At 58.7% G+C, this 24731-nt stretch carries 20 protein-coding genes and 1 tRNA gene; 8 read left to right on the top strand and 13 right to left on the bottom strand.

What is annotated here, in order from left to right; genetic code table 11:
* Positions 1-28: 28 nt before the first annotated feature.
* Positions 29-1354 carry a hypothetical protein gene (locus HMPREF1494_RS00615; protein WP_231495278.1) on the bottom strand — a complete coding sequence of 442 codons (1326 nt, stop codon included), beginning with the start codon at positions 1352-1354 and terminating at the stop codon, positions 29-31.
* Between the two features lie 123 nt (positions 1355-1477).
* On the bottom strand, positions 1478-1798 hold the full coding sequence (locus HMPREF1494_RS00620; RefSeq protein ID WP_034518385.1) for a hypothetical protein: 321 nt from the start codon (positions 1796-1798) through the stop codon (positions 1478-1480).
* 108 nt (positions 1799-1906) lie between these two features.
* On the opposite strand from HMPREF1494_RS00620, the gene HMPREF1494_RS00625 reads away from it, so the two are divergent.
* Complete coding sequence (locus HMPREF1494_RS00625; protein ID WP_231495279.1) at positions 1907-2890, top strand: restriction endonuclease; 984 nt, start codon at positions 1907-1909, stop codon at positions 2888-2890.
* Between the two features lie 25 nt (positions 2891-2915).
* Here HMPREF1494_RS00625 and aroA read toward each other — a convergent pair whose 3' ends face one another.
* Both aroA and HMPREF1494_RS00635 read right to left on the bottom strand, forming a co-directional pair.
* A complete protein-coding gene (gene aroA, locus HMPREF1494_RS00630; RefSeq protein WP_034518341.1) occupies positions 2916-4268 on the bottom strand; it encodes a 3-phosphoshikimate 1-carboxyvinyltransferase in 1353 nt (450 codons plus the stop codon).
* Between the two features lie 195 nt (positions 4269-4463).
* Positions 4464-4537 (bottom strand) — tRNA-Pro (locus HMPREF1494_RS00635).
* A 105-nt stretch (positions 4538-4642) separates the two neighbouring features.
* Here HMPREF1494_RS00635 and HMPREF1494_RS00640 point away from each other — a divergent pair.
* The gene (locus HMPREF1494_RS00640) at positions 4643-5812 is read left to right on the top strand and encodes a hypothetical protein (RefSeq protein ID WP_003842030.1); all 1170 of its coding nucleotides are present in this window, start codon (positions 4643-4645) and stop codon (positions 5810-5812) included.
* Between the two features lie 72 nt (positions 5813-5884).
* Here HMPREF1494_RS00640 and glgX read toward each other — a convergent pair whose 3' ends face one another.
* From glgX to HMPREF1494_RS00690, 9 genes are all read right to left on the bottom strand, one after another.
* Positions 5885-8008, bottom strand: a complete 2124-nt coding sequence (gene glgX, locus HMPREF1494_RS00645) for a glycogen debranching protein GlgX (protein WP_003840400.1) — start codon at positions 8006-8008, stop codon at positions 5885-5887.
* Positions 8009-8107: 99 nt separating this feature from the next.
* Positions 8108-8734 (bottom strand): NUDIX domain-containing protein, encoded by a 627-nt coding sequence (locus HMPREF1494_RS00650; RefSeq protein WP_034518343.1) that lies wholly within the window; start codon positions 8732-8734, stop codon positions 8108-8110.
* 2 nt (positions 8735-8736) lie between these two features.
* Entirely contained in the window at positions 8737-9642 is a 906-nt protein-coding gene (locus tag HMPREF1494_RS00655; RefSeq protein ID WP_034518345.1) for a Nif3-like dinuclear metal center hexameric protein, read from the bottom strand.
* 25 nt (positions 9643-9667) lie between these two features.
* The gene (polA, locus tag HMPREF1494_RS00660; protein WP_034518347.1) at positions 9668-12520 is read right to left on the bottom strand and encodes a DNA polymerase I; all 2853 of its coding nucleotides are present in this window, start codon (positions 12518-12520) and stop codon (positions 9668-9670) included.
* Positions 12510-13286, bottom strand: coding sequence for an ANTAR domain-containing response regulator (locus tag HMPREF1494_RS00665; protein ID WP_034518349.1), 777 nt, complete (start codon positions 13284-13286; stop codon positions 12510-12512). Before HMPREF1494_RS00665 ends, polA begins: the two co-directional genes overlap by 11 nt.
* A 345-nt stretch (positions 13287-13631) precedes the next feature.
* A complete protein-coding gene (locus tag HMPREF1494_RS00670) occupies positions 13632-14249 on the bottom strand; it encodes a CPBP family intramembrane glutamic endopeptidase (RefSeq protein WP_034518352.1) in 618 nt (205 codons plus the stop codon).
* Between the two features lie 1033 nt (positions 14250-15282).
* Positions 15283-15942, bottom strand: coding sequence for a DUF421 domain-containing protein (locus tag HMPREF1494_RS00680; protein WP_034518356.1), 660 nt, complete (start codon positions 15940-15942; stop codon positions 15283-15285).
* Position 15943: 1 nt separating this feature from the next.
* Positions 15944-16393 carry a DUF3290 domain-containing protein gene (locus HMPREF1494_RS00685; RefSeq protein WP_003840411.1) on the bottom strand — a complete coding sequence of 150 codons (450 nt, stop codon included), beginning with the start codon at positions 16391-16393 and terminating at the stop codon, positions 15944-15946.
* 67 nt (positions 16394-16460) lie between these two features.
* Positions 16461-16787 carry a hypothetical protein gene (locus HMPREF1494_RS00690; RefSeq protein WP_129879369.1) on the bottom strand — a complete coding sequence of 109 codons (327 nt, stop codon included), beginning with the start codon at positions 16785-16787 and terminating at the stop codon, positions 16461-16463.
* A 422-nt stretch (positions 16788-17209) separates the two neighbouring features.
* Between HMPREF1494_RS00690 and HMPREF1494_RS00695 the strand changes: the two genes are divergently transcribed.
* The 6 genes from HMPREF1494_RS00695 to HMPREF1494_RS00720 all read left to right on the top strand — a co-directional run bounded on the left by HMPREF1494_RS00695 (position 17210) and on the right by HMPREF1494_RS00720 (position 24548).
* Positions 17210-18541, top strand: a complete 1332-nt coding sequence (locus HMPREF1494_RS00695) for a tyrosine-type recombinase/integrase (protein WP_231495280.1) — start codon at positions 17210-17212, stop codon at positions 18539-18541.
* A gap of 155 nt (positions 18542-18696) precedes the next feature.
* Entirely contained in the window at positions 18697-20184 is a 1488-nt protein-coding gene (locus HMPREF1494_RS00700; protein WP_034518363.1) for a CHAP domain-containing protein, read from the top strand.
* Between the two features lie 17 nt (positions 20185-20201).
* On the top strand, positions 20202-20879 hold the full coding sequence (locus HMPREF1494_RS00705; RefSeq protein ID WP_231495281.1) for a hypothetical protein: 678 nt from the start codon (positions 20202-20204) through the stop codon (positions 20877-20879).
* Between the two features lie 74 nt (positions 20880-20953).
* Positions 20954-21319 carry a hypothetical protein gene (locus tag HMPREF1494_RS00710; RefSeq protein WP_034518366.1) on the top strand — a complete coding sequence of 122 codons (366 nt, stop codon included), beginning with the start codon at positions 20954-20956 and terminating at the stop codon, positions 21317-21319.
* Between the two features lie 85 nt (positions 21320-21404).
* Positions 21405-22970, top strand: a complete 1566-nt coding sequence (locus HMPREF1494_RS00715; RefSeq protein ID WP_034518369.1) for a type IV secretion system protein — start codon at positions 21405-21407, stop codon at positions 22968-22970.
* Between the two features lie 123 nt (positions 22971-23093).
* Positions 23094-24548 carry a PrgI family protein gene (locus HMPREF1494_RS00720; protein WP_034518374.1) on the top strand — a complete coding sequence of 485 codons (1455 nt, stop codon included), beginning with the start codon at positions 23094-23096 and terminating at the stop codon, positions 24546-24548.
* The last annotated feature ends 183 nt before the right edge of the window (positions 24549-24731 follow it).

Raw genomic sequence — 24731 nt, forward strand, 5'->3', positions numbered from 1 at the left:
TCGTTATGACGAACCGGAAGTCAAACGATTAATCCTTTTCATTTTTCTCGTGATGGATGCGCTTGGTGGTGGTATGCGTAAAGGTGTCGAGCTGGCGCGTGATGTTTATCGAAGAGGCGTCAAGATAACGGTCAGCTTCTGTTGCTTCGACCGCGCTTTTCATCTGACCCGTTAGCACCGCACATACGATAAGCGCCACCAACAGTGGAATGAGGAGCATGAAGCCCCATTGCAAAGCCGCTGCATTCTCGGCAAGGAATCCACCGAAGTTGACCGCGGCAAAGCAGATGAGGAAGAAAGCGGCAAAAATACCCACGCCTATGAACGTACGCTTTTTCTTGTCCACCGGCAGGTCACCCACCAAACGACCTGTCTGGCCGTTCATGGCAAAGAGGAACTGCTCGCCTTCCCAGATGGTACCGAGCATCCAGACGGGCATGAGCGCATAGACCGGATCAGCCCAGTTTTTCTCGACTTCGCAGCTATCGCACGTAACGTCGTCATAGCCTTCAATAGAGTTCTCGAGCGCTTGGCGCACGCTCGTATCAATGCGCTTTTCCGCACGTCCGCGACAGGTCTCAGCGTCCTCGTCGTAGCGGTTTGCCACGAATCCCGGCATATAGGCCACCGAGTACGGCACAAGCGCACCGTAGTCGAACGGCTCGATGGCATCCATGTGGGCATCGGGCATCTTGCTCGAGCCATCCACTGGAATACGTTCAAAGGATACGGAGCCCTCACGCTCAACGTTGAAGTGATCGGTCTCGATAACCTCGTCATCGCCCTCATAATGCCGACGCGTACGCGTGGCTTCAAAGGTCGCGGAGCCCGCAGCGTCGGCATCCATGAGCCAGAAGGGAACGTAAACGCCTTGGACTTCTTTGATTCTGTTGCCGCCGGCAAAACTCTTGGGAAGCAACACCTTGCCCTTGTAGTGCTCGGCCAATGCACTCTCGGCCGCCTTGCGATCAAGTTTGAAAGGAATCACAAGATCGGGACGGAAATCTCCTGAGAAGCGCCCAGCCGCAACCACGGGGTTTCCGCAGTAGGGGCACTCGGAAACGGCGGTTGTATCATCACAGACAAGCTCGGCTGCACAAGACGAGCACACGTAGGCGCCGTTAAGGCTCTCGGCTTCAGTTGCGGCCCCTGCTTGCGCCGCACCGCCAGCGTTGCCTGCAACTGCTTGGGCTCTCTCTTCCGCGCTCTCTTGCTTGGCCGCATAGCGGGCCTCGATATCGGCCAACGCAAATTCCGAGTCGCAGTGGTCACAAACAAGTAGCGCCTTTGCACCGTCGTAGCGTAGGGGGCCTCCGCATGCCGGACACTGGTAATTGACGCTCTCTACACCCATGGCTGTCTCCCTTCTCATCATCGAGCTAATCCGTTATCCCGATTTTAAAAAAGCACGGGTAAAGAGAGAATGCCCCTACGGCCCGTATGGGCGCATGTCGTGGGACATAGGTCCCAACTCTTTTCAAACCACGAAAACAGACATTGCATCAAAAGCGTTCGCCAGTGTTTTCATGCATTTTATCTGCGCTGTCAAAGCCTGATACGCAAGATCCCTGGTGCCAGTTGCCGAGAACACGTAGCATTCGCGCGTGCCATAACCGGAGGCCGCCGCGGTGGCACCCATAATACCGTGCGCTAGTTGGGGATAGGTAGGCAGGTGCGACATGGCGGCCATCATGGCAAATAAGACGATGAACCCGCTGACCGTAGCCAATACGAAGTTGCGGTTGAGGCACGCGGTTTCGCCGGAGTGCAATGATAGCCCAGACGTTGCCGTTGCCATCAGATTGCAGACACCCGCCACAGCCCGACAAACCACGCCATTCAATACGGTAAGAAATGCAGCACAGTGGAATAATACATATGTAAATTAGCTTGGAGGGGGAAAATCATGAGCTCTTGGATGATTCGTGCGGGCAGAGGAGGCATATACGCGGCGGACTGGCTCAACCGCGGACTTGTGGGCATCGGTTGGGACTTTGGCGCCACCGATATCGCTTCCATGAGCCGGGAACAGATTCGTTCCGGTTACGCAATCAAACATCCCAACGACAGCAAGAACAAATTGGCCGCCGCAGTGGGACAGATCTACCGTTTTGCTCATGATATGGAACAAGGATCGACCGTCGTCATGTATGACCCGGAGACACGCCTTTACCATATCGGCACCATCGCAGGCCCTTGCAAACCTGCCACCGATATCGAAGAAGCAACCTTCACGCGAGCGGTCAAATGGAAGCAGACCGCCCAACGCGATGCGCTCACAACATCGTCTAAGAACTCCCTTGGCGGCATCCAGACCATCTTCTCCATATCGGATGAAGTCGTAGCGGACCTTAAATCAGCATCAAAGAGCGAAACGAGCAGCCAACCCGACGAAACCGAGGACGATGCAGCAGATGACGATGCCCGTGCCGCCACTTACGATAATGGCATCGAACTCATCAAGGATCGTGTAAACCAAGTCGGGTGGGAAGATATGGAGCGCCTGGTAGCAGGTCTGCTCAAGGCCATGGGCTACTGTGCACGTGTCACGCCCAAAGGCCCTGATGGCGGCCGCGACGTAGTGGCATCGCCTGACGCGCTGGGATTGGAATCTCCACGCATCGTGGCCGAAGTCAAACACCGCAAAGGTGCCATGGGCGCTCCGGCGGTACGCTCGTTCATCGGCGGACTTCGAGCCGGGGATCGCGGCCTGTATGTGTCTACCGGCGGATTCACCAAGGAAGCCCGCTACGAAGCCGACCGAGCCACCATCCCCATACGTCTGCTCGATCTTGACTCGTTCGTACGCCACTATGTTGAAGTCTACGACAAAGCCGACGAAGAAACCCGCTCAATCCTTCCGCTCACCCGCATCTGGTGGCCGGCATAACCACTATTGGAACGCCCTGAGCCATTCACGCAAGCATGCCGTTCCACATGTTCACGAAATCCGGTAGGGTCTTCGCGGTAGTGGCCACGTTATGAACCTGAATTCCCTTGATGCGCAGGCCCAGCATGGCGGCAAACGTAGCCATACGATGGTCGGCATAGGTTTCCATTTCAAACGGTTTGAGGTTTTCGCTACTCACCGGAACAATTTCCAACCCGTCAGACAGCTCACGGGCTTCTCCTCCTATGCGCTTGATTTCATTGACCAGCGCTTCCAAACGGTTGGTCTCATGGCCACGCAGGTGCCCGATACCCAACATGCGGGTCGGCTCATCAGCAAACACCAACACTGCGGCAAGCGATGGTGCGATTTCACCGGCTGCAGTCAAATCAAAATCGCCAAGGCCTTTGATATGGCCGTCTCCCCTCACTTCACAGTAGCGGATTCCGTTCTCCGAAAGGAACGACACCTTCGCCCCCATACGCTCCAAATATCCGGGAAGCAGTCCACCAGGCTGCGTGGTGTTTTCAGGCCAATGCGGCACACGAACCGTTCCACCCGCAATCAGTGCGGCTCCCAGGAATGGCGCGGCGTTTGACAAGTCAGGTTCGACGGTCACCGCATTCGGCAACTGTACGGCGCCTGGTCGCACGGTCCATACACGTGCCTCTTCGTCAGCCTGAACGCTCACGCCGGAACCTCGAAGATCAGCGACCGTCATGCGGATATGCGGCAGGCTTGGGGTCTTCTCCCCCGTGTGATGCAACTCAAGACCGCCCGGTACACGCGAGCCAACCAGTAGCAAACCGGAGATAAACTGCGACGAGCCGGACGAATCGATGGAGACCACGCTCGGCGTCGCCCGTGCGGCCGGGTCAACCTTAGGCGGGGTGATCGTGAACGGTAGACGGCCTTCCTCACCGTGGTATTCGATGGTCGCACCTAACTGTTGCAGACCATCCAACACCGGCTTCATCGGACGGGCGTACGCCTGCTCGTCGCCATCAAAGTCGACGGGACCGTCGGCGAACATCGCAAGCCCTGGCACGAAGCGCATCACCGTACCCGCAAGACCGCAGAATACTCTTGTATTGCCTCGGAACCGATCATTCGCAGGCGGAACGACCGTAACCGTAGTATCGGTAGCGGCATCGATCTCGCAACGTACTCCAAGCGCACGCAACGCGTCCATCATCAGCTCGGTGTCACGCGAGCGCAGCAAGCCGACCAGACGGACGGGTGCGGATCCAAGCGCCGCGAGAATGAGATAACGATTCGACAGTGATTTGCTGCCCGGCACCACTACGGTGGCGTTCAGGGGCTTGCCGGCGAACGGTGCCGGCCACAGGTTCTCTTGAGGTGCGTTCATGTCCCCCATCGTAGCCAAAGCCCGCGGAAAACATCGTGTTCGTCTCGCCTTGGATGACATAGTGAACGAGATCGGTGCGTTCCGCGAGCACGGAACGGATGACTGCAATCGAGGAGGTTGCGCGGTCATTGTGCCCCACTGTACCCAAGGACAATGAAACCCGGAATCCTAGGTATTACAATTGTTGGAATTCCGGGCTTTCGGTCGGGCTGACAGGATTTGAACCTGCGACATTCTGCTCCCAAAGCAGACGCGCTACCAAACTGCGCTACAGCCCGTTCGTGCACGAAACGCAATTAGCGCATGAGCACAAGGAACCATTGTAGCGTATGTTTGGACAACGACAGGCTAGAATGGCGAGTGTTTAGCATGAAGGGGCAGATATGGGACGTCATCAACAGGCCGAGACCTCCGGCATTATCTCCTTCATGATTTGCGCCGTGGTCGCAGGTTTCGCCATGGATCTGTACACGCAGTACGCCCCGGCCATCTGGCGTGTCAGCCAGCGCCTGTTCACCATCTGCTCCGGCATCGTGGCCGCCTGCGGCGTGGTTTCCTTCAGCTTGGGCTATGCGCGTAAGTCCCGTTCGCTCACGCTGAAACACGGCTGGATGGTCCCCATCCGCCGTATATTCGAAATCCTGGCCCTCTCGGTGGTCTACGCCTCCACGATCTTCGTCACCTCATTCATGATGCTTTCCATCATCAACAGCATCATGGGCACACGTACGCTTAACGGCTATCTGCCGATGCTCTGCGCCGGCATTGCAGGCATCGTAGGTTACATTACCTTCGTGCAAGCGGAACTGATGGATGCCAAAACCATCGCCGCGTTGTTGCCGTTCTTCGTGGTGTCGGGCGTAAGCATCGCCGGACTTACCTCGGACGATCCGTATTGGTATAACAACAACTTCTCCCAGCTGGGTGACCGCACCACGTTCGCGGCGCGCATGTTCAACTCCACGCTGATGCTGGCTGGCATCTGCATCGTCATTATCAGCTACTTCGCCATCTCCGAGCTGATCACCACCAATCGACTGCGTCGGGAGTATGCGCAGCAGACCGGGCTTGACGAATCCCCCAGGCATTTCAAAATACGAATCCTGCTATTGGCGTTCATGCTGACGCTGGCGGGCGTCGCCTTCATCGGTATCGGCATGTTTCGGTATACGCCGCATCCGATTCTGCATAACGTGTTCGCGCGAGGACTCCCCTGCCTGATGAGCGTACTGTTGATAGGATTGCCTTGGCTCGCCCCGCAGCTTTCCAAAGCGGTGTATGTCGTGTCGGATCTCGCGATCGCCGTCGGTGCTTTCGCTGGATTCCAGTGGATGAGCGGGCATAATACGTTGACGAACGTCGAGGCATTGGCCGGTCTGATGTTCCTCGGCTGGTTCATTATCTTCTCCCGCCAGATCGCTGCCATCGAAGCAGATCGCGTGCAAACACAGCTGGTGCTGGCACAGACCAGCGGACCGAAGAACGTCGAGGACATCGTCGAGGCGAATGCAGTTGTTCCGGATATAACCTCACGTCTGGCCTCTGAACGCTGATCGGCCGCATCAAAAGTAGTGGGCCACCCATGTTGGATATGGGTGGCCCACAGCCTTTGCCTGCGGCAAACGTTAGAACTCGTTTACCTTCTTATCCGGCTTCTTGTCGCTCATGAGCAGCAGGAAGCTTCTCGACTGCGCGGTGATCGCGAAACCGGCCTCATAGTTAAGCTCCGGTCCCTTCGGATTATGCGTGTCGATGACCAGACGCCATTTCTTGCCATATTGCTCGTCCGGCAGGGTGAACATGATCGGCTCGTAATGTGCGTTGAAGATCAGGATGAAGTCGTTGTCGACCATCTGATTGCCATACCAGTCGGTTTCCGGAATGTCCGAACCGTTCAGGTAGATCATCACCGAGAACGCGTGCGTATTCGACCAATCGTCCATGTCCATGATGGAACCGGTATGATCCATCCATTCGACTTGGGGAATCATGCTGCTGGCATCGCCAGGCTCACGCCCGGTAAAGAAACGACGGCGGTGCAGCACCGGATGTTCCAGACGCAGATGAATCAGCTTCGCAACGAACTCGAACAGGTCCTTTTGAGTGTCGTCCAGATCCCAATTCGTCCAGGAAATCGCATTGTCCTGGCAATAGGCGTTGTTATTGCCCTGCTGGGTGCGCGCCACCTCGTCGCCGCCGCAGATCATGGGAATTCCCTGGCTCAGAAGCAACGTGGCGAACATGTTGCGCATCTGCTGTTGGCGCAGGTCATTCACGTCCTTGATGGTGGTGGGGCCCTCCACACCACAGTTCCACGAACGGTTGTTGCTTTCGCCGTCTCTATTGCCTTCGCCGTTGGCCATGTTGTGCTTCTCGTTGTAGCTCACCAGATCGTTCATCGTAAAGCCGTCATGGGCGGTAATGAAGTTCACGGAGGCGACCGGGCGGCGACCGTTCATCTGGTACAGGTCGGAGCTGCCCATCAGTCGACTGGCGAATTCCGGCAACGTGGACGGCTGCGAGCGCCAGAAATCACGCACGCAATCGCGATAGCGTCCGTTCCATTCCGACCAGCTGGACGGGAAGCCTCCCACCTGATAGCCGCCGGAACCGAGATCCCATGGTTCGGCGATGAGCTTGACGCGGGAGATGACCGGATCCTGTTCGACGATGTCGAAGAATGCGGATAGCTTGTCGACCTCTTGGAACTGGCGGGCCAGTGTGGCTGCCAGGTCGAAGCGGAAGCCGTCAACGTGCATTTCGGTGACCCAGTAGCGCAGGCTGTCGGTGATGAGCTGCAGCGCGTGCGGCGAGCGCATCAGCAGGGAGTTGCCTGTGCCGGTGGTATCGAAATAGTGTCGTGGGTCGTTGTCGACGAGTCGATAGTAAGAACCGTTGTCAATGCCTTTGAAGCTCAAGGTGGGGCCACGGTCGTTGCCTTCGGCGGTATGGTTGTACACCACGTCGAGAATCACTTCCATGCCGGCGCGATGATACGCCTTGACCATGGATTTGAATTCGTTGACCTGTTCGCCGCGTTGCCCGGAACTGGAGTAGGCGTTATGTGGTGCGAAGAAGCCGATGGTGTTGTAGCCCCAGTAGTTGCTCAGTCCTTTTTCCTGTAGGAAACTGTCGTTGACGAACTGGTGAATCGGCATGAGCTCTATGGCCGTGACACCGAGTTTCTTAAGGTATTCGATGACCGACGGATAGGCCAGTCCGGCATAGGTGCCTCGAATATCCGCAGGTACGTCCTTGTTGAGGTTGGTCATGCCGCGTACATGGGCCTCGTAGATGACGGAATCGTGGTATGAGATGTTCGGATGCTGGTCGTTGCCCCAGTCGAAATACGGGTTGACCACAGCCGCTTTCATGGTGTGTGCGGACGAGTCCAGCGTGTTCATGTTCCCTAGGTCGTCGGGACTGCTGAACCAGTAGGAGAACAGGCTTTCGTCGCCGTCGATGTTGCCTTCGATGGCTTTCGCATATGGGTCAAGCAGTAGCTTGTTCGGATTGCACCGTAGACCGCGCGACGGGTCGTATGGTCCGTAGACACGGTATCCATATCGTTGCCCGGGCTGTATGCCCGGCAGATAGTTATGCCAGACATAAGAATTTTGTTCGGTCATTTCGATGCGGGTTTCATTGTCTTCTTCGTCGAAGAGACAGAGCTCCACTTTCTGTGCGACTTGAGAGAAAAGGGCGAAGTTCACTCCCGCCCCGTCATAGCTTGCTCCGAGTGGATACATCGAACCAGGTCTGATTTGCATACCTTCAAGTATCTCACGACTTCGGGCGGAACCGGTTTATCTGCGATTTTTCCGGCGATTGTAGTGCGACTTGAAATTTTATCGCCCGTTTTCCTTCATTCTACGAATCTGCTCGTATTGAATCGCAATCATGGAATTGGACGCCGTGATACGCGTCCTCCGCAGCTGCTCCCAAGTGATCCACGCGGATTCGACATGTTCGTCGGCATCGAAATGCCGTTCAACGGACTGCCAGGAGCCAAGATGAATGATCATGATGTGGGCCAGCTCATCGGTCATGCCCTCCGATGAATAGAACTCCCCCACATGATCGAACGCCATGTCGTCGCCATGGATAGGCCTCACACCGGTTTCCTCGACGAGCTCACGCAGCGCGGCCTGTTCGACGTCTTCGCCATCATCGATGAGACCGGCGGGAAGGCCGTAAGCAAACATATCGCTGCCGACACGGTATTCCCGTTCGATCAGGTACAGGTCCCGTTTCAGGTCATGCACCAGCATGACCACGCAAGGCGCATGACGCATGACCTGTCTGCGGATTACCGTCTGCCCGCCGTGGTGCAGATGGAGTCCAAGCCGCATATCCTCGACGCTGAAAATCGCCCCTTGATATACCAGCTCGCGACTCACCACCGTGACCGGACGTTCCATATCGACACCGTCTCCGGAACGCTCCAGCGCTTTGTTCACGCTGTCGATATTCATATTCAACGTTCCTGACCGCTTGACGGTAGCACTAGATTCCATGGATCGGTGTTCATGGAGATCCATCGCACCGCCGGAATGTCGCCGGTGGCTTCAGCTACGGCACGGGGCACGTCGCCCATAGCATACTGGAACCACATCGATTCGATGGCACTGTGAGGCGTATTGATGAACGCGGGACGTACCTGATCGTCGCCTTGGCCGATGCACACTCCCTGAGCACGCATGGAGGCTTCGTATCGGGCTTGTTCGATAGCATCCGTCACCGGATGGTGGCGTAGGTCGCTGGTCACATACACGTCCACTCCCGCGGCACGAACCTCGTCGAACAGCGAGTCTCCGGAACCTGGAAGCACGGCCACCGTACGCACCGGGGCATCGAGTTCGCCGCAAACCTGTACACCGAGCTCGGTATAAGGCAACGCATCCGCCACGCGACAGGCGAAATCGCGTAGAGGCATCGGTTCCGACAAACGCCCCACGCGTCCCAATCCGATCGCATGCTCGGCCTTCGCATCATCGATGGGCACCAGCGGGCGCTGATCTTCCAAACCGAACATATCGGCAGCCGCCTGACCGACACCTCGATATGAGGCGTCGGCGTTCGTATGCCCTACCCACAGAGCGCATCCCGCCTCATTGAGCCTGCGTACGATTTCACCACGGAATCCAAGTCCGGAAACCGCATGCACGGAACGGAAGAACAGCGGGTGATGGCAGATCAGCAGATCAACGTGGTTGACGATGGCCTCATCGATCACCGCCATGGAAGGATCGGCCGCAAATGCGATATTGGAGACTTCATGTCGAAGATCGCCCACAATCAGACCGGGTTCGTCCCATTCCTCCGCATAGCGTAGCGGATACAGCGTTTCCAATACGTCGACGACCTGTTTGAGGGTTGCCATTGAATGATTCCCTTCCTCGCTGTGATCAATGTGCTGCAAGCTGCCAATCCGAACCGATACCTGTGGAAGCGTCCAACGGCACGGCCATCGTAACGGCGTGTTCCATCGCGTTCCTGACCAATGCAGTGGCCTGTTCGGCTTCGCCCGGAGCGATTTCCACGACGAGTTCATCATGAATCTGCAGGATGATTCGACTCTTCAGGCACGCGTCGCGCAAGGAATCCGCAGCACGAATCATGGCGATTTTCATGATATCGGCGGCCGATCCTTGAATCGGAGCGTTCAACGCGGCACGTTCGGCCGCATCACGAACCGCACGATTCGGTGACTTCAATCCGGGGAAATACCGGCGACGACCATAAATCGTTTCGGTATAGCCTTTCTCGCGTGCGGTGGAGACCAGTGATTCAAGGTATTCATGTACTTTGCCGAAAGTGGCGAAGTACTGGTTCCTCAATGACTCCGCTTCTTTCGGGGAGATTTTGAGCTGCTGAGCCAACCCATAGGTGCTCAGGCCGTAGGCCAGACCGTAACTCATCGCCTTGACGTGGCTACGCTGGTCGGAGGTGATCTCCTCCACAGGAATGCCATAGACCAGGCTGGCCACATATTTGTGGAAGTCCCTACCGGAACGAAATGCTTCAATCAGCGCCTCGTCGCCGGAAAGATCGGCCATGATACGTAGCTCCACCTGCGAGTAGTCGGAGCTGAGCAGCGACTCGTATCCCTCCCCCGGCACGAATGCCGAGCGAATCTCCCGGCCTGCCGCATTGCGATTGGGAATGTTCTGCAGATTCGGATCCACGGAACTGAGTCTGCCCGTCGCGGCGACCGTCTGCTCGAACGTCGTGTGAATACGACCGTCACGAGGGTTCGTGGCGTCGATCAGCGTCTGTACGATCTGCTTGAGCTTGTTGGTTTCGCGGTGCCTCAGCAGTGCTCCCAGAAACTGGTTCGCGCGGTCATTATCGAGGGAATGCTCGTACAGTGTCTGCAATGCGGCCGCATTCGTGGTGTAGGAGCCCGACTTGGTCTTCTTCGTGGGCTTCAGGCCCATGTCTTCGAACAGGATCTTCTGCAATTGCTTGGGGCTTTGCAGATTCACACGCTCGCCGGCGCTTTCCCAAGCGATCTCCTGGGCCTGACGCGCATCGGCGGCGAACTGGTCACGCATTTCGGCCAAACGTATCATGTCGACTTGGGCGCCTGCATGCTCCATGCCATACAGTACCTTCGATACCGGCAATTCGATGGACTTGAGCAGCCCGAACTGTGCACGCTGATCCAGCAGGTCCGCCAGCACATTCGCCAGCATGTCGACGATGGCCGCATGACGTTGCAGTTCATCGGCTTGCGTATTCGAGGATCCGTCCATATCATCCAGATCAAGTGTGCCCTGCGTGGCCTCGGACGACTGCTCCTCGAAGTGCAGGTCAAGGAAGTGGCCGGCCGCCTGTTCAAGCGATTCCGCGTGGAAATCCGGATGTACCAAATAGCCCGCCAGTTTGGTGTCGAACAGCGGCGTAGGCAAGGTGATGCCGACGGATTCGAGCAGATGCTGCTGTTCCTTGTAGCCATGCACCACCATAGAACGGTGGTATCCGTCGAGCATATGCTGAAGTTCGTTCGCAATCGAGTCATCGACATGCTCGATCTGGGCACCTTTGCCGTTCACCATCAGCATCAGTGAAGCCATGCTTGCATTTCCTGGCTTGGCCACGCCTTCGGCCTGCAGCACCCAGGAATGGTTGACGGCATTGGTGCATGTCATGGTGTTCTCAATGAGGGATCCGGCATCAATGGCCGGATTCGCATCCTCATCATCCCCATGCAGATGTTCATCGGCCGGTGGCATGTTCGCATCCACCCATGTACGCAGTTCGTCTCCATGGGTAATCGTCATGACTTCCGGCAGCACGACCCGATTGGACTCCGGCTGGACCGTGACGCCCGCCGTCGTCGTGCCCGCATTGAAGGTCTTCAGCACGCGATTTCTGGTGCGAATGCCGAATTCCAGTTTGGAGAACAAGTCATTGAGTCGCGCGGTGTCAACGGTTCCGAACGTCAAATCGTCAAGAGTCACATCAAGTTCGAGATCCCGCACCAACGCATTCACGGAACGATTCAACTTGACCTGTTCGATGTTCTCACGCAGGGCTTCGCCTTTTTTGCCCGTGATTTCGTCGGCATGCTCGATGATTTGGTCAAGTCCGCCATATTGGTTGATCCATTTCGCGGCGAACCCGTCACCCACGCCCGGCACTCCCGGGATATTGTCGGCGGTTTCACCACGTAATGCGGCCAGATCAGGGTACTGTTCCGGTGTGACATGGTATTTTTCCACCACCGCCTCAGAGGTCATATGCTTCAAATCCTTGAAATGATGACCTGGATACAACACGGTGATGTTGTCATTGATCAGCTGGAAGGCGTCACGGTCGCCGGAAAGCACCAACGTACGGTATCCGGCCTTGTCTCCCATGGTCGCCAAGGTGCCGATCACGTCGTCGCCCTCATAGCCGGGCTGTTCGATATAGGTGACTCCTAGGGCGGAAAGCATCCTCTGAATCAATGGCAGCTGACTGAGCAGATCCTCCGGAGCGGCATCCCGTGTGCCTTTGTACTGCGGCAGCATCGTATTTCGGAAGGTGCCGCCCTTGACATCGAACGCCACCGCCAAATGGTCGGGATGCTCGGTGTCAATCACCTGCGACAGCATGGTGGCGAAGCCCCATACCGCATTGGTGGCCTGGCCGGCCGAAGTGCTGAAATTCTCTACGGGCAAGGCAAAAAAAGCGCGGAACGCCAAGGAATGGCCATCAACGACCAATAGCGTTCCGCGTAAAGTGCCTTCCACAGTTGCTGTGTTAGCGCTCATCCTCTGCTTCCGACTTCTGCTCGCCATACTTGGCGATGATGGCCATGGCCAGACGCTTCTTCGGGATGCGCTGATCCATGGAGGTCTTCTGAATCCAACGGAAGGCGCCCTGCTCGGAGAAGTCCGCCTTGTCCATCAACAGGCCCTTGGCCCGATCGACAAGCTTGCGTTCCTCAAGGGTCTCCTCAGCCTTCTTAAGCTGCTCCTCGGCCTTCTTGAGCTGCTCCTCAGTGTCGCGCAACTTGGATTCGCTACGCTCCACATTGTCAAGCAGATCATTGATCTCAGCAAAGCGGCCCATGGCCACTTCGAGGGCCGGCAGCAGCTTGGATTCCTCATATGGCTTGGTCACATATGTCATGGCACCCGCGCCGGTGGCCTGCTTGACCAAATCAGGCTGAGAGAATGCGGTGAGCATGACGACCGGGGCGATGTTCTCATCGCAGATCACACCGGCCGCGGTGATGCCGTCGGTACGAGGCATCTTCACATCCATGCACACCACGTCCGGACGGTACTTACGGGTCAGTTCGATGGCCTCCTCACCATTGGCCGCTTCACCGACGACCTCGTAGCCGTTGTCTTCAAGCATGGCGACCAGATCCATGCGATTCACCGATTCATCTTCGGCCACCACAACGGTACGCTTATGCGGTTCGCCTTCCTTGGTTGAGGCCTCTTCAGGCTCCGCAGCGGCCTTGAGCTCTTCGTCAGTGAGCACCTCGCTCACTTCAGCCGAATCAGTGGTCTTCTTCCTTGCAGCCATATCAGTCTCTTTTCACTATCGCACCCATGCCCGGCTCGATGCCAATCCCACCTAGACCCGGATTGATTCGACGTGTGTCACGCGCCCCGAACGGGACTCGAACACCACCTCCGCAAGGCTCTGGTTCAATCCGCATAAAGCCGGTAGCAGACGGCTCCAGCCAGCCTGCCTCCTTGTTCTTTCTGAAATGATAATAGCAGCCGCCTATATATGCGTGTCGCGTAAACCAAGTCTGCGCTTGCGTTCCAACATGACGCAGTCGCCGGACGCCGGAGGAACGTTCCCATCCTGCTACGTGATGAGATGCGCCGATTCTTCCATACCTTTGCAAGTCATGCTCGTGCTTTAGAGCATGTTGAAGGCGGATAGCGTTCCCGACGCCACATTGGACAGCATATGCACCGTCCAGCTCGGGAAGATGGATCCTTGCGCATGCTTTTCGTTCATATATCCCATGCACCAGCCCGCCAATCCGGTGAACAGGGTGATGACGGCAGCCTGAACGACACTCATTCCCGTCATGAGAAACAAAGGGACACCATGCATAAGACCGAACAGGACGGCTTGAAGGGCATTGGCGACGAGCAGTCCGCACTTGCCCATCAGACGCTTCAACAGGAGTCCCCGGAAGAAGAGCTCCTCCCACCCCGACGTGTTCAGCAACGCATGTACGAGAACGGATGGCAGAGCCGCCCATCCCAAACCTCCGAATTGCGTGGACGCGGTATAGGTATATGTACTCGGTATCACCTGAATGACAAGCCAGCCACACCCGAACAGGATCAGAAGCGTAAGGAGCATGAACGAGAAGGTCTTCGTCCCGCCCTTGATCTTCGTAAGACCGATCCATTGAGTGAACCGCCGCTGATGGCGCGCGCTAAACCACCACCAGACGAAAGCGATGAGCACGGCCAGCGCAAACTGGACAAGCCCGGAAACGAGCGTATGAACGAACAAATCCATCAAGCCCTCCCGTACCGCAATCACACGTACTGAAACTGAAAATATGACATCAACATGATACTATTTCAAGAAGAATTACACCAAAAACGCTTAAGCGTGTGAGATAGTCCACCTCATCTTCGCATACGATATCCAGCACATGCATATTCCTCGAAAACCATCACCTGCGCTGAGTTTGGAGGATATGCATCGTCCATAATCATCGAAATCTCGCGGACACGATCATTTCCCAATCGGCCTATCCGCGATTCTTCGTCGTTTCAGGTGCCCCGGCGGAACTCGAACCCATGACCATAGGCCAGACTGACGAGTCGGACCCCATCATCCCAGACCCCGCCTGTCTCCTGCTGCTTTACAGCATGACGATCGCAGCCCGCATACGCATCTCTTACAAAGCCCGAACCTGAATCCCCGTTTCAGTCCGTCGCGAAGGCGTCTCCTAGGGTGACACATTAACCCAAGGATGACATTTTCCGACGGGCTGTTTCTATAACCGGAAAAAAGGACGGCCGCATGACAGAGAAGAGGAAAAAGAGACGCCAATTCGGGACCGTGCTGCTCAGAAGGCACCCCAGCGGCAAGACCCAGACATGGATCGGACGATACACCTACAGAGGAATCCGATGCCAACGCTCATTCGGCAAGGATGGCAGGATCCAGGCACAAAGCTGGCTCGAGGAGGAAAAGCTCCTCGTAGACCTTGGAAGGAACGCGAACGACTCAAATCAGTCCTGGAAGAAGCCACGAAACCAAGCGACGGCGCCTCTCCTCTCATCGAGACGAATCCTTTCATGCTGCCCATTCCACCGGATCCGCAACCCGAATCATGGCGAATCCGACCAGTGGACGGCAAAACATTAAGGATGCGATACGTTGCGACACCCGCATACACACGGATTGCGATTTACCTGTCTGCTCTGGCCGGCGGCGAGGCCGGCGATTTTCTAAAACACGATTGCCAAAGTGCGGATGCCACTCGTTTTTGCGTGGGCCGTCGGTCATGTGGATGGGACCCGCGTGATGGCGATGGGAACTAGGCCATCGAGCGTGCCGCGTCCGAGAACGGAACCACTTCAAGGCTCCCATCCACGAGTTCAGCTAGGAAGACCTGCCTCACCGAGCCATACCCTTGTTCCCTGAGCCGTTCCGTCACCCATGTTTCGTCCCTGCCCGCAAGCTTCAGACCATCACGGACCAGATGTCCGTCGCTCACCAATGGCAGCAGCGGGCTCCCATCCCGTGTGCCGGCCACGCGAATCGTGAGCCTGCCATCGGTCTCCATGACGACCGCCTCCACATCCGCCACGCTGGGGATGCCCTTCTCACGCAGGCTCCCACTGAGCTGTTCCGCGGTGAGGCCGACCTTCGCGCATCGGGCGATGTCCACCTTCCCGTCGCAGACGAGGAGCTCGGGTTGGCAGGCGATGGCCCGTCTGAGCGTCCCGCTGCTCCCGAAAAGGAGCTTCGCCGCCACGATGACAAGCGACCAGATGAGGAGGACTATCAGGAACTGGAGCACCGTGACCGATGGGTTGTAGATCACCCCGCCGATGATGCCGCCCAGCACGTAGTTCTGGACTTGGTTGAGCGGGGTATTGAGGGAGAATTCGCGTTTCCCGAGAATGTTGATCTGGAGAATCATCACGAGCATGCCCAGCGAGAACTTGATGATCGTCAATGTATAGAAACCCATGTCAGCGATTCCCGTTCACGTAGACATTGTGATCAATGATGTGCGTCCGTTCGAGCGTGTAGGAGTTGTTGTCGTCGTTGAGGTGGACGAGGTAATCCCTTTCATTGAAACGCACGATGATGCCGTCCTTCAGGCTCGTGGAATTCACCAGGACCTCGTCCTCCGGAACGTGCTGATCCTTGGCGACGCCCTTGATGAAGCTCACGAGCAGTTGGGACTGGGATATCCGATTACTCACCTGGAGGTATTGTTCGGCCTGCACGCCTATCAGTATCAGCGAGAGGACGAGGGCGCCCACTCCCACGTCCCTCCACCGGGTCCGTATCCTGTCGCGTAGGTAGAGCACGCCGAAGACCATGCCCGTCACGAGCAGGACAAGTATCGCGGCCACGCGCAGCGCCGAATCGGAAGACTGATGCGAGACGATGTAGTCGAGGTCATAGAAGTCCATGCGTCACCTGGTCTTGATTCCAATGGAGTTCCCGCCCGGCGGCGGGACCGTTCCTCTCCCGAAAAGTCTACACCAGCCATCCACCGGACCGTTCGTGCCGGATGCCGTTCCTCAATCCGACGGGAGTTGCGTCCCCGTCCGGGTGACGGCGGGACTGGGTGAATTCCGAAAGGAATCCGTCATCCGGACATCCGGCACTCGTGGCCGTGGTGACACGCATGATCCCGCCGACGCCCACACCGCGAGGGCGGGTCTCGAACATGTTCCCCGGTGTGAAAAGATCGACAATCTCAGTGAAGCTCGCGGGGAAAAGCGCCTGGTCCGTTTCCGATCTGGTCAATGCCGCGAATTTCCTAGACGCCACGCCCGACGAGCTCATGAATGATGCGTTCATGAATGAGCTCGGAATGGAAAAGCATCAAGACCGGCAAGGCGTTCCCGTAGGCGCCGGGACACCCCTTTATCCGGTCAGGCCCGAGGCCGGGAACAACGGAACAGCCTCAGCCGGTGTTGCCCGGCCGCGATCCTTCGTCGCGATGGTGCCCCCGGTGGGACTCGAACCAGATTCTCATGATTCTCATCCTGCTCTGGCTGCATCTGCAGTTCCAGAAGAGCGGGAATCACGTTGAGACCCTCGAGGGATAGCGTCCTGGACACTCGCGAGATTCCCTATGAGAGGGACGGATAATAAGCCCGAACTGAGAGAATAGGCGAAGAAGCCTCTCCTGATCTCGTGATGATAGGTTCCAATTCGGGTGCACTATTCCAGGGATTCCGGGTTTGGTCTTGAATTGGAATCCCTGGAAGGAGATGTGGATGGAAGCGGATAGGCGCCGCCGATTCGGCACAGTGATCGCAAGGAAAAGAGCCGATGGAAGCGTAGGTTCCTGGCTCGCTCGCTACGCGTCTCCTTTGGATCCCTCGCGGCGTGTGCAGCGTTCCTTCAGGACCTCGGAGGATGCGCAGGCCTGGCTTAACAGCGAGGAGATGCTTGTCAATCTGCATCGGCGCGGCGTACAGAAATGGGTGCACCCCACCGCGCGTTCCCGGCGTGCCCGCGCTTCCCTCATGAAGTTCGACGAGCTGGCCGACCGGTACGTCGACACGCATCGCAAACCGGACGGGACCGCGTTGAGGGGCGCGGCGAAACGTAACCTGAAGACGGATGTGCAGCATTTGAAGGATGTGTTCGGCGGGATGCGTCTGACGGACATCACCCCGGAGGTGGTCTCGAAATGGTATTTCGGCCCGCATGACGAGGGTGCGTGGGTGTTTCCCCGGACCTGTCAACGGTTGAAGGCGATTCTGGATATCGCCTGTTCGGACAGGTTCGGTACGGGTATGCCGCTGTTGGAGTCGAATCCGTTCGTGTTGCCGATACCGCCGGATCCGGAACCGAAGTCATGGAGTGTGCCGCCGTTGACGGGCGTGCAGTTGGCGGCTTTGTACGAGTCGATGCCGGAATCCGACCGGTTGAGCGTGTTGCTGGCCGCGTGGGCCGGTGGCATGAGGATCGGTGAGGTGTGCGCGTTGACGGTGGATGATTTCGATTTCGAGGCGCGGACCATGAGCGTGAACCATTCCGTATGCCGTGGCGATCAGGATTCGGGACCGTTGCGGTTGGGGCCGGTGAAGTCCGATCATTCGAAACGGGTGTGCGTGCTGCCCGATCTGCTGGTCCCTTTGATCCGTGAGCATATCCGGACGCGTCGCGACCAGTCAGGCCCTTACGTGTTCCAGGGAAAGAGGAGCATGATCCTGCCGCCGCAGACGTTGGGCAACCATTTCCGTCGGGCGCGTGAGGTCGCGGGATGCCCGACCGCGACGTTCCGGACGTTGAGGGTGACCCATACGACTTTGTTGATGCAATCCGGCGGCACGATCCGTGAGGCGATGGACAGCATCGGCGACTCGACCCAGGAGGTCGTGGTGCGTCACTACACACGTACCGTGCCCGAACATCAGCGGCAGGTCGTCAATCGCATGACCGGTGGCATGGTGTCCGGCAGCGTCGGCCTGCAGCGCATCCTTGACGTGCATGCGGCCGATGGTTCGTTCGAGGGACGGGATCCGGCCGATTCGGATCTCGGCAGGAAACTCAGTCTGATCCTGGACATCCTCTCGCCCTTGGCCGGTTCCGGCTCCTAGGTTCGAAAATCCCCGTTCGGCCGATTATCGGCCGCTTTCCGTTCTTCGGACGCGTGACCTTGGTTGTAAATCGTTGTTGTCGTATCGGCGCACGTCGGGCCGCGTCCCAGGGTCCATTCCACGGGACCGTTCCGTCGTGCGGGAGGGAAGATCTCATGGCCGGATCCAAGGCTTCTTCGAACGCCGGGCGTGGCGCCGGCACCATGGTCATCGCCGGTATCGTGGCGCCGGTGGCGGTTTTCGCGATCCCGTTGGTGATCGTCGTGTCATTGATGACGATCCTGGTCGCGTTGGTCCAATCGCAATATGGCACGACCTGTGGTTCGGATTCGCTGTCATCGACTTCATGGGTAGCGTGGGCGAAACGGATCGCGGATGACGATTCCCACGGGTACAGCCAGTCGAATCGTAACGGCGAGCCGGACTATGACTGTTCGAGCCTGGTGTACTACGCGTTGAAGAACGCGGGATTGGACGTCGGCTCCTACGCGTTCAACACGGCCGGCGAGCCGGCCATATTGGAGAAGGCCGGGTTCGAACGTCATGACTGGACCAAGGTCGCCGACCTGCAGACCGGTGATGTGGTCTGGCAGTCCGCTCATACGGAGATCTACATCGGTGAGGGCAGGTTCGTTGGCGCCCATCAGGACGAGAACGGTGGCATCAGCGGAGGCAAGGCCGGGGACCAGACCGGCGACGAGATCAGCGTCACCTCGTATGCGGCTGGATACACCGCCTATTTCCGCTATAAGGGTACGGGCAACATCATCGGATCGTCGGGCACGTCGAACGGGCAGGCCGTTTCGGGCGGTACCGGATCGACCGAACTGGTCGGCATGAGCGAACAGGATGCCATGGCCTGGTTCGACGGCCGGCAGGGACCGGACGATTTCTGCGCCACCTACGCGTACGGCCAATGCACCTGGTGGACGTGCATGAGGGCGAAGAAACTCGGCTGGACGGGTGTGGGCCGGTATTGGGGCAATGGTCAGGACTGGGCCTCAAGCGGCGCGAAGGCCGGTTTCAGGACCACCAAGAACGCTCCCGTCGCCGGTGCGATCATCAGCTGGCCGGCCGGCGTGCAGGGATCGGATCCCACATACGGTCATGTGGGCGTCGTCGAATCCGTGGACACCGCGAAAGGCACCATCACCACGAGCGAGAAAGGTGCCGGCTACAAGGTGTATTCACGGACGATGCCGATCGTTAACGGTGGCACCTACGTACTACCCGACGGCAAGATCACCGGCGCCGGCACGGCGGGCTCGTCCGACGTGGAGCAGTGCGTGGCGTCGTCGTCCGATCCGGACGGTGACGTGGACGGCACGCACGCCAGCGCGGAGGACGCGAAGAAGATCGCCAAAAGCAGGATGAAGGCCTATGGGTGGGATGACGACGACGAGTATGAGTGCCTCGTGCGGATCTGGACCCGCGAGTCGGGTTGGCGGTGGAACGCGGAGAACACGTCGTCCGGAGCGTACGGCATCCCCCAATCGTTGCCGGGAAGCAAGATGGCGTCGGCCGGACAGGATTGGCGGGACAATGCCTCGACGCAGATCAAATGGGGTTTGGATTACATCCTCCAACGATACAAGACGCCTTGCGGCGCGTGGGCCGTCTGGCAGACGCGGAACTGGTACTGACATATATGGAAGGAGACATGATGATCGGCATGGTTATCGCCGCGGACGAGGAGCTCAAGGGACTGGTGCCCGACGCTTCCTGGGATGTCCAGGGCGTACGCGACATGGTCGGCGGCGTCGTCGCGGTCGCGCTCGTCCTCGCCGTGGGTGTGATCGTCATCGGATGCATCAGCATGGTGCCGGGACTGATCACGAACAACGTGATGGAACGGGCGTTTTCCTGGAAGCGTCTGGCCGCCGCGCTCATGGTCCCCTTCACGATCGGTGCGGCGTGTACCGGTTGGGCGTGGAGCGCGAACCTGTTCGGCAGCGATGGGTTGAAGTCGAACACCTCGTATTCGGTCGCCGGACGGAAGGTCGATAGCGACGCGTTGAAGGACGGTCGGGAGAAAGGCAGCGACAGTCTCGGCTCCCTGGTCTCCCAGCTCGGCAAGGACATCGCCTCCTCCATCGGCGACACGGTGAAGGATGCCGTGTCGTCCACGGTCAGGGAGTCGTTGGAGGGCTGGAAGTGGCTTACGGGCGGCGACGGTGACGGCAACGTGTTCCAAAAGGGTTGGGATTACATCAGGAAGACGTGGGACGAGGCGTTCGGCAATGGTTCGGACGCTTCCGGGGATTCGTCGTCGGCTTCCAAGAAGACCGCTTCCAAGAAGACGAACGGTTCGGGCGGCGGATCGTCCGGCGGCCGTTGAACCGTCCCTCCTATCCGATTATCGGCTTGCTGTGTCCGGGCTCGGCGTGGGTCTGCTTGAAAGGAGTGTGAATCATGTTTCACCATATTACGGCCGTCGCCGCTGTCTCTTCCCTGACAACGGGGAACGGTTTCCTGACCGTCGCCGCCGGATTGACCGATTCGGATCTCTCGAGTCTGAACGTGAGTCCGAACTTCAGTTTCTTCCCGTTCATGGAGCTTGTGCAGAACATGGTCGGCGGATTGTGGGCGATGAGCCTGTATATCGCCATCGCCGCCTGGATCTGCGCCGCGATCGCATGGATCATGGGCAGGGTGATCCATTCGGGTCCGATGCAGCAGTATTCCGGCACCGTGTTCATCTGGTGCGCTCTGGCGACGATGATCCTGGGCAGTTCCATGGCGATCGTGAAGTTCTTCGCGACGCAGGCGCTGTTCTGAGAGGGATGATGTCCTTTCAATCCGATGGGTGCCGTGGCCGTGCCACGGTCATGGCACCTTTCCGCGATGACGCGGGGAGGCGCGCATGTCCGAGATAGTCCAGACCGTTCTCAGCAATTTCATCGACTGGCTTTTCAAACCCTTGGACAATGCGGCCAGCAGCATGATCACGGGCGCGTTCACCGGCACGGCGGGAACGGTGTCGAACAGTCAGTGGAACATCGCGATCACCGCCGCGAACCGTATCGGCTGGATCATGGGTTTCGTGAACATGGCGATATGCATCATCGGCTCGCTGCATGCCGCGGTCAAGGGCAGCGTGGCCGAGTCGGTCAAGAGTTTCGCGATGTGCGTGCTCGCCTGGCCTTTGACCGCGGTCAGCGTGAGCGTGATGATCACGTTGGAGGGCATCGTCGGGACGGTCAGCGCGAAGATCCTGAACGTGCAGTTGTCCGGCGACACGGCTTCCGGCGAGTTCAGTGACAGTGTCGTGTCGAATCTGGTCGGTACCGCGACGAAATACAGTGCGCAGACCGACATGCTGATCCGGCTGGCCGTCTATGTCCTCGTGTGGTTCGCATCCCTGGCGTTGTCGGGCATGCTCGCGGCCAGATTGCTGAGCCTGGTTCTTCTGGCCGCCGTGGCTCCGCTGCCGATCATGATGTCCGGCTGGAGGACCACCCGCCCGGCCGCTTTGAAATGGGTCGAGGCGGTGGCCGGCGTGATGCTGGTCAAACCGTTGTCGGCGTTGATCCTCATGGTCGGCAGCGCACTGCTCAACGTCGCGAACAACGATACGAACGTCTCCTCGTCGTTCTTTCCCACCCTCATCGGTTTGGCGACGTTGTTCATGTGTTGTTTCAGTCCGCGTCTCGTCATGCCCGCGGTGAGTTTCATCGGCACCAACGTGACCGGTGAGATGCAGGAGCGTGGCGGCAAGGTCGGTCCCGGCGCCGTCAAGACCGCGGCCCAGGTCACGGCGGGTATCGTGGCTTCGGCCACGGCGGGCCTGTCGGGCGTCGGCGGCGCCACGTCCGGTCTGGCGGACATGGTCGGCGGCATGCTCAGGGGAGACGCGTCCGGTGCGGGCGAAGCCATCGGCGACATGCTGGGCGGCAAGGACGACAAATCCGACGGCAAGGGCAAGCATTCGGATTCCGACTCCTCACCCACCGTGGACGCAGCCGGCCGGAACCAGTCGGACGCGTCCGACACGTCAGGGCGGACCGGTACGGAGGACGGTCTGCCGGCAACCATGCCTTCCCAAGCGCCGTCACCGGATAGTGTTCCCGGCATCGATGACGCGGACCGGTCCGATATGGACGGGGTCGATGTCCGAACGTCCGATATGCCGCAGCCCGAACCCGTTTCCGGGGTTCCCGCCGCGGACGGCGGACGGGACGGTTCCGGTTCCACGTCACCTTCCCAAGCCATGCCCGGCGCACCCGGAGGCCGGGGAGGCGACGCCACCGCTTCCGGAGGGACGGGAGGCCATGGCGGCGATGCCAGCTCGTCGTCGCAGTCCCGGTCACAGGGCGGCCGGGGAGGCGACGCCACCGCGCATGGCGGCACGGGAGGCCGTGGCGGCGATGGCGGCGTCGGTTTCCCCACGCCGTCGCCCGGCGGCCCGTCAGGCCCGACCGTCGGCTGACCTGATTTCCTCCCTATTATTCGGGTCGCGTCCTCGGGATTCCACGTGGAATCCTAGGCGCGGCCCGTTTCCCCTTTGTCCGGATCATGCCATAATCGCTTTTTTTGGAGGTGTCGGATTCCCATGAATGCACAGGAAAAGACCAAGGTCCCGGCCGCGTCGTTCAGTCGACTGTCGGCCACGAACGTGCTGTTCGGCCTGGACAAGGCGCAGCTGATCGTCACGGTCACGGGCGTCGCCCTGCTGGTCGCGGGAGGCGCCATGGGATTGAACGGCCCGCTGATGATCGTCGGCGGTCTGGCCATCGTGTATGGCGTGGTGCGCGTGCATGGGCTGAGCCTGTTGTCGTGGACGTGGATCTGGATGCGATGGCGGACCAGGTTGAAGGACGGTACGAACCGTTGGGCCTACAGTCCCCTCGCCGCGGGCCGGCCGTTGGGCGTACTCGGCCTGTATGGGCATGCCGAGGATCGGGCGCAGGCCATCGAGGGCCGTGACGTGGAGGTCATAGGCACGCCGTTCATGGGCGCCTGCTATCTGTGGGATCCCGACAAGCGTCAGGCCACCGCCACGTTGACCGCGCACGTCGAGGAGTGGACGATGTCATCCGACGAGAGCAAGACCTCCCGGGCGATGGCGTTGAACACGATGCTCAAGGACCTGTCCGAAACGGACGGGTTCGTCGAACTGAAGGAGACGAGTTTCGTCCTGCCGGGACCCACTCCCCCGGAACCCGCGTATCTGAGGGATGAGTCGACCCCGCAGTGGGCCCGTGACGATCTGGCCGACCTGTGGCGTATGCCCGACATCCTCACTCCTTTGCAGAACGTGAACTACATCAGCGCGAGCGTGTCGGCCGACCGGCTTGCGGGCGTGGACCGTCACGCGAAGACGGAACGCGCGAGCGTGGGCATCGCGTTGGGCGAGCTCGTCAAACGGACCATGGCGCCCGACCTGCTGGATTGCGGCGCCCGACGCGGCAGCATCCACTGGTGCGATGTGGACGACCTACGCTATCTGATCCGCACGGTCGCGGATCCCGAGCATGCGGCCGATCGCGTCCACGTCAACAGGGACGATCCGACGGTGACCTGGTGCGAGGAAGCCAAGGAGCATGACTACATCACCCTGGATTCCTGCGTCGCGAGAACGTATTGGGTCTACCAATGGCCCGACACCGACGTGCAGGCCGGCTGGATCCGTGACCTGGTCGCCGGTAAACGCATGATGGCGTTCTGCCATATCTGGCGTCCGTTGACGATGGACCAGTCGGAAGCGGACCTGCGCAACAGGAAGAGCAGCATCCGCCAACGCAGCAGGCTGCAGGACCAGCGCGAGAAGAACCGCGACGAACGTCGTGAGGAGAAGGAACAGCGGCTACGTGAGCTCGAACAGGAAGCGAACTGGCCCGATACGGATCATCAGGGCTTTATCGCCCTGTTCGCGAAAAGCCTGCCGGACCTGGACGTGTTCGACCGTGACATGCAGCAGAAGGCCAAGAACTGGCATATGAGGCTCTCCTCGATGAAGGGCCAGCAGCGGGCCGCGTTGACCACGATCCTGCCATTGGGTATCTGAGCTGTTGTCGATTGAGCCCGTTCCTCTTGGACGTGCTCACGATGAGATTCCTGATTCAAGCGATGATGCCGTGAGCATTACGAAGATTTCGGCGTGACAGCTCCCGCGGAAACAAGTTCTTCATTCTATCGCCTATCCGCGTCTGCGGTGCATGTGGGTATGACGGAAGGTCTGTCCGGGATA

The sequence above is a fragment of the Bifidobacterium sp. MSTE12 genome, assembly GCF_000513015.1.
GTDB lineage: Bacteria > Actinomycetota > Actinomycetes > Actinomycetales > Bifidobacteriaceae > Bifidobacterium > Bifidobacterium dentium.

Excerpts from the sequence above, each read along its gene's own strand:
- HMPREF1494_RS00615 (WP_231495278.1), bottom strand. The coding sequence starts at position 1,354 with ATGGGTGTAGAGAGCGTCAATTACCAGTGTCCGGCATGCGGAGGCCCC.
- HMPREF1494_RS00620 (WP_034518385.1), bottom strand. The coding sequence starts at position 1,798 with ATGGCAACGGCAACGTCTGGGCTATCATTGCACTCCGGCGAAACCGCG.
- HMPREF1494_RS00625 (WP_231495279.1), top strand. The coding sequence starts at position 1,907 with ATGAGCTCTTGGATGATTCGTGCGGGCAGAGGAGGCATATACGCGGCG.
- aroA (WP_034518341.1), bottom strand. The coding sequence starts at position 4,268 with ATGGGGGACATGAACGCACCTCAAGAGAACCTGTGGCCGGCACCGTTC.
- HMPREF1494_RS00640 (WP_003842030.1), top strand. The coding sequence starts at position 4,643 with ATGGGACGTCATCAACAGGCCGAGACCTCCGGCATTATCTCCTTCATG.
- glgX (WP_003840400.1), bottom strand. The coding sequence starts at position 8,008 with ATGTATCCACTCGGAGCAAGCTATGACGGGGCGGGAGTGAACTTCGCC.
- HMPREF1494_RS00650 (WP_034518343.1), bottom strand. The coding sequence starts at position 8,734 with ATGAATATCGACAGCGTGAACAAAGCGCTGGAGCGTTCCGGAGACGGT.
- HMPREF1494_RS00655 (WP_034518345.1), bottom strand. The coding sequence starts at position 9,642 with ATGGCAACCCTCAAACAGGTCGTCGACGTATTGGAAACGCTGTATCCG.
- polA (WP_034518347.1), bottom strand. The coding sequence starts at position 12,520 with ATGAGCGCTAACACAGCAACTGTGGAAGGCACTTTACGCGGAACGCTA.
- HMPREF1494_RS00665 (WP_034518349.1), bottom strand. The coding sequence starts at position 13,286 with ATGGCTGCAAGGAAGAAGACCACTGATTCGGCTGAAGTGAGCGAGGTG.
- HMPREF1494_RS00670 (WP_034518352.1), bottom strand. The coding sequence starts at position 14,249 with ATGGATTTGTTCGTTCATACGCTCGTTTCCGGGCTTGTCCAGTTTGCG.
- HMPREF1494_RS00680 (WP_034518356.1), bottom strand. The coding sequence starts at position 15,942 with ATGGGTTTCTATACATTGACGATCATCAAGTTCTCGCTGGGCATGCTC.
- HMPREF1494_RS00685 (WP_003840411.1), bottom strand. The coding sequence starts at position 16,393 with ATGGACTTCTATGACCTCGACTACATCGTCTCGCATCAGTCTTCCGAT.
- HMPREF1494_RS00690 (WP_129879369.1), bottom strand. The coding sequence starts at position 16,787 with ATGAACGCATCATTCATGAGCTCGTCGGGCGTGGCGTCTAGGAAATTC.
- HMPREF1494_RS00695 (WP_231495280.1), top strand. The coding sequence starts at position 17,210 with ATGGAAGCGGATAGGCGCCGCCGATTCGGCACAGTGATCGCAAGGAAA.
- HMPREF1494_RS00700 (WP_034518363.1), top strand. The coding sequence starts at position 18,697 with ATGGCCGGATCCAAGGCTTCTTCGAACGCCGGGCGTGGCGCCGGCACC.
- HMPREF1494_RS00705 (WP_231495281.1), top strand. The coding sequence starts at position 20,202 with ATGATGATCGGCATGGTTATCGCCGCGGACGAGGAGCTCAAGGGACTG.
- HMPREF1494_RS00710 (WP_034518366.1), top strand. The coding sequence starts at position 20,954 with ATGTTTCACCATATTACGGCCGTCGCCGCTGTCTCTTCCCTGACAACG.
- HMPREF1494_RS00715 (WP_034518369.1), top strand. The coding sequence starts at position 21,405 with ATGTCCGAGATAGTCCAGACCGTTCTCAGCAATTTCATCGACTGGCTT.
- HMPREF1494_RS00720 (WP_034518374.1), top strand. The coding sequence starts at position 23,094 with ATGAATGCACAGGAAAAGACCAAGGTCCCGGCCGCGTCGTTCAGTCGA.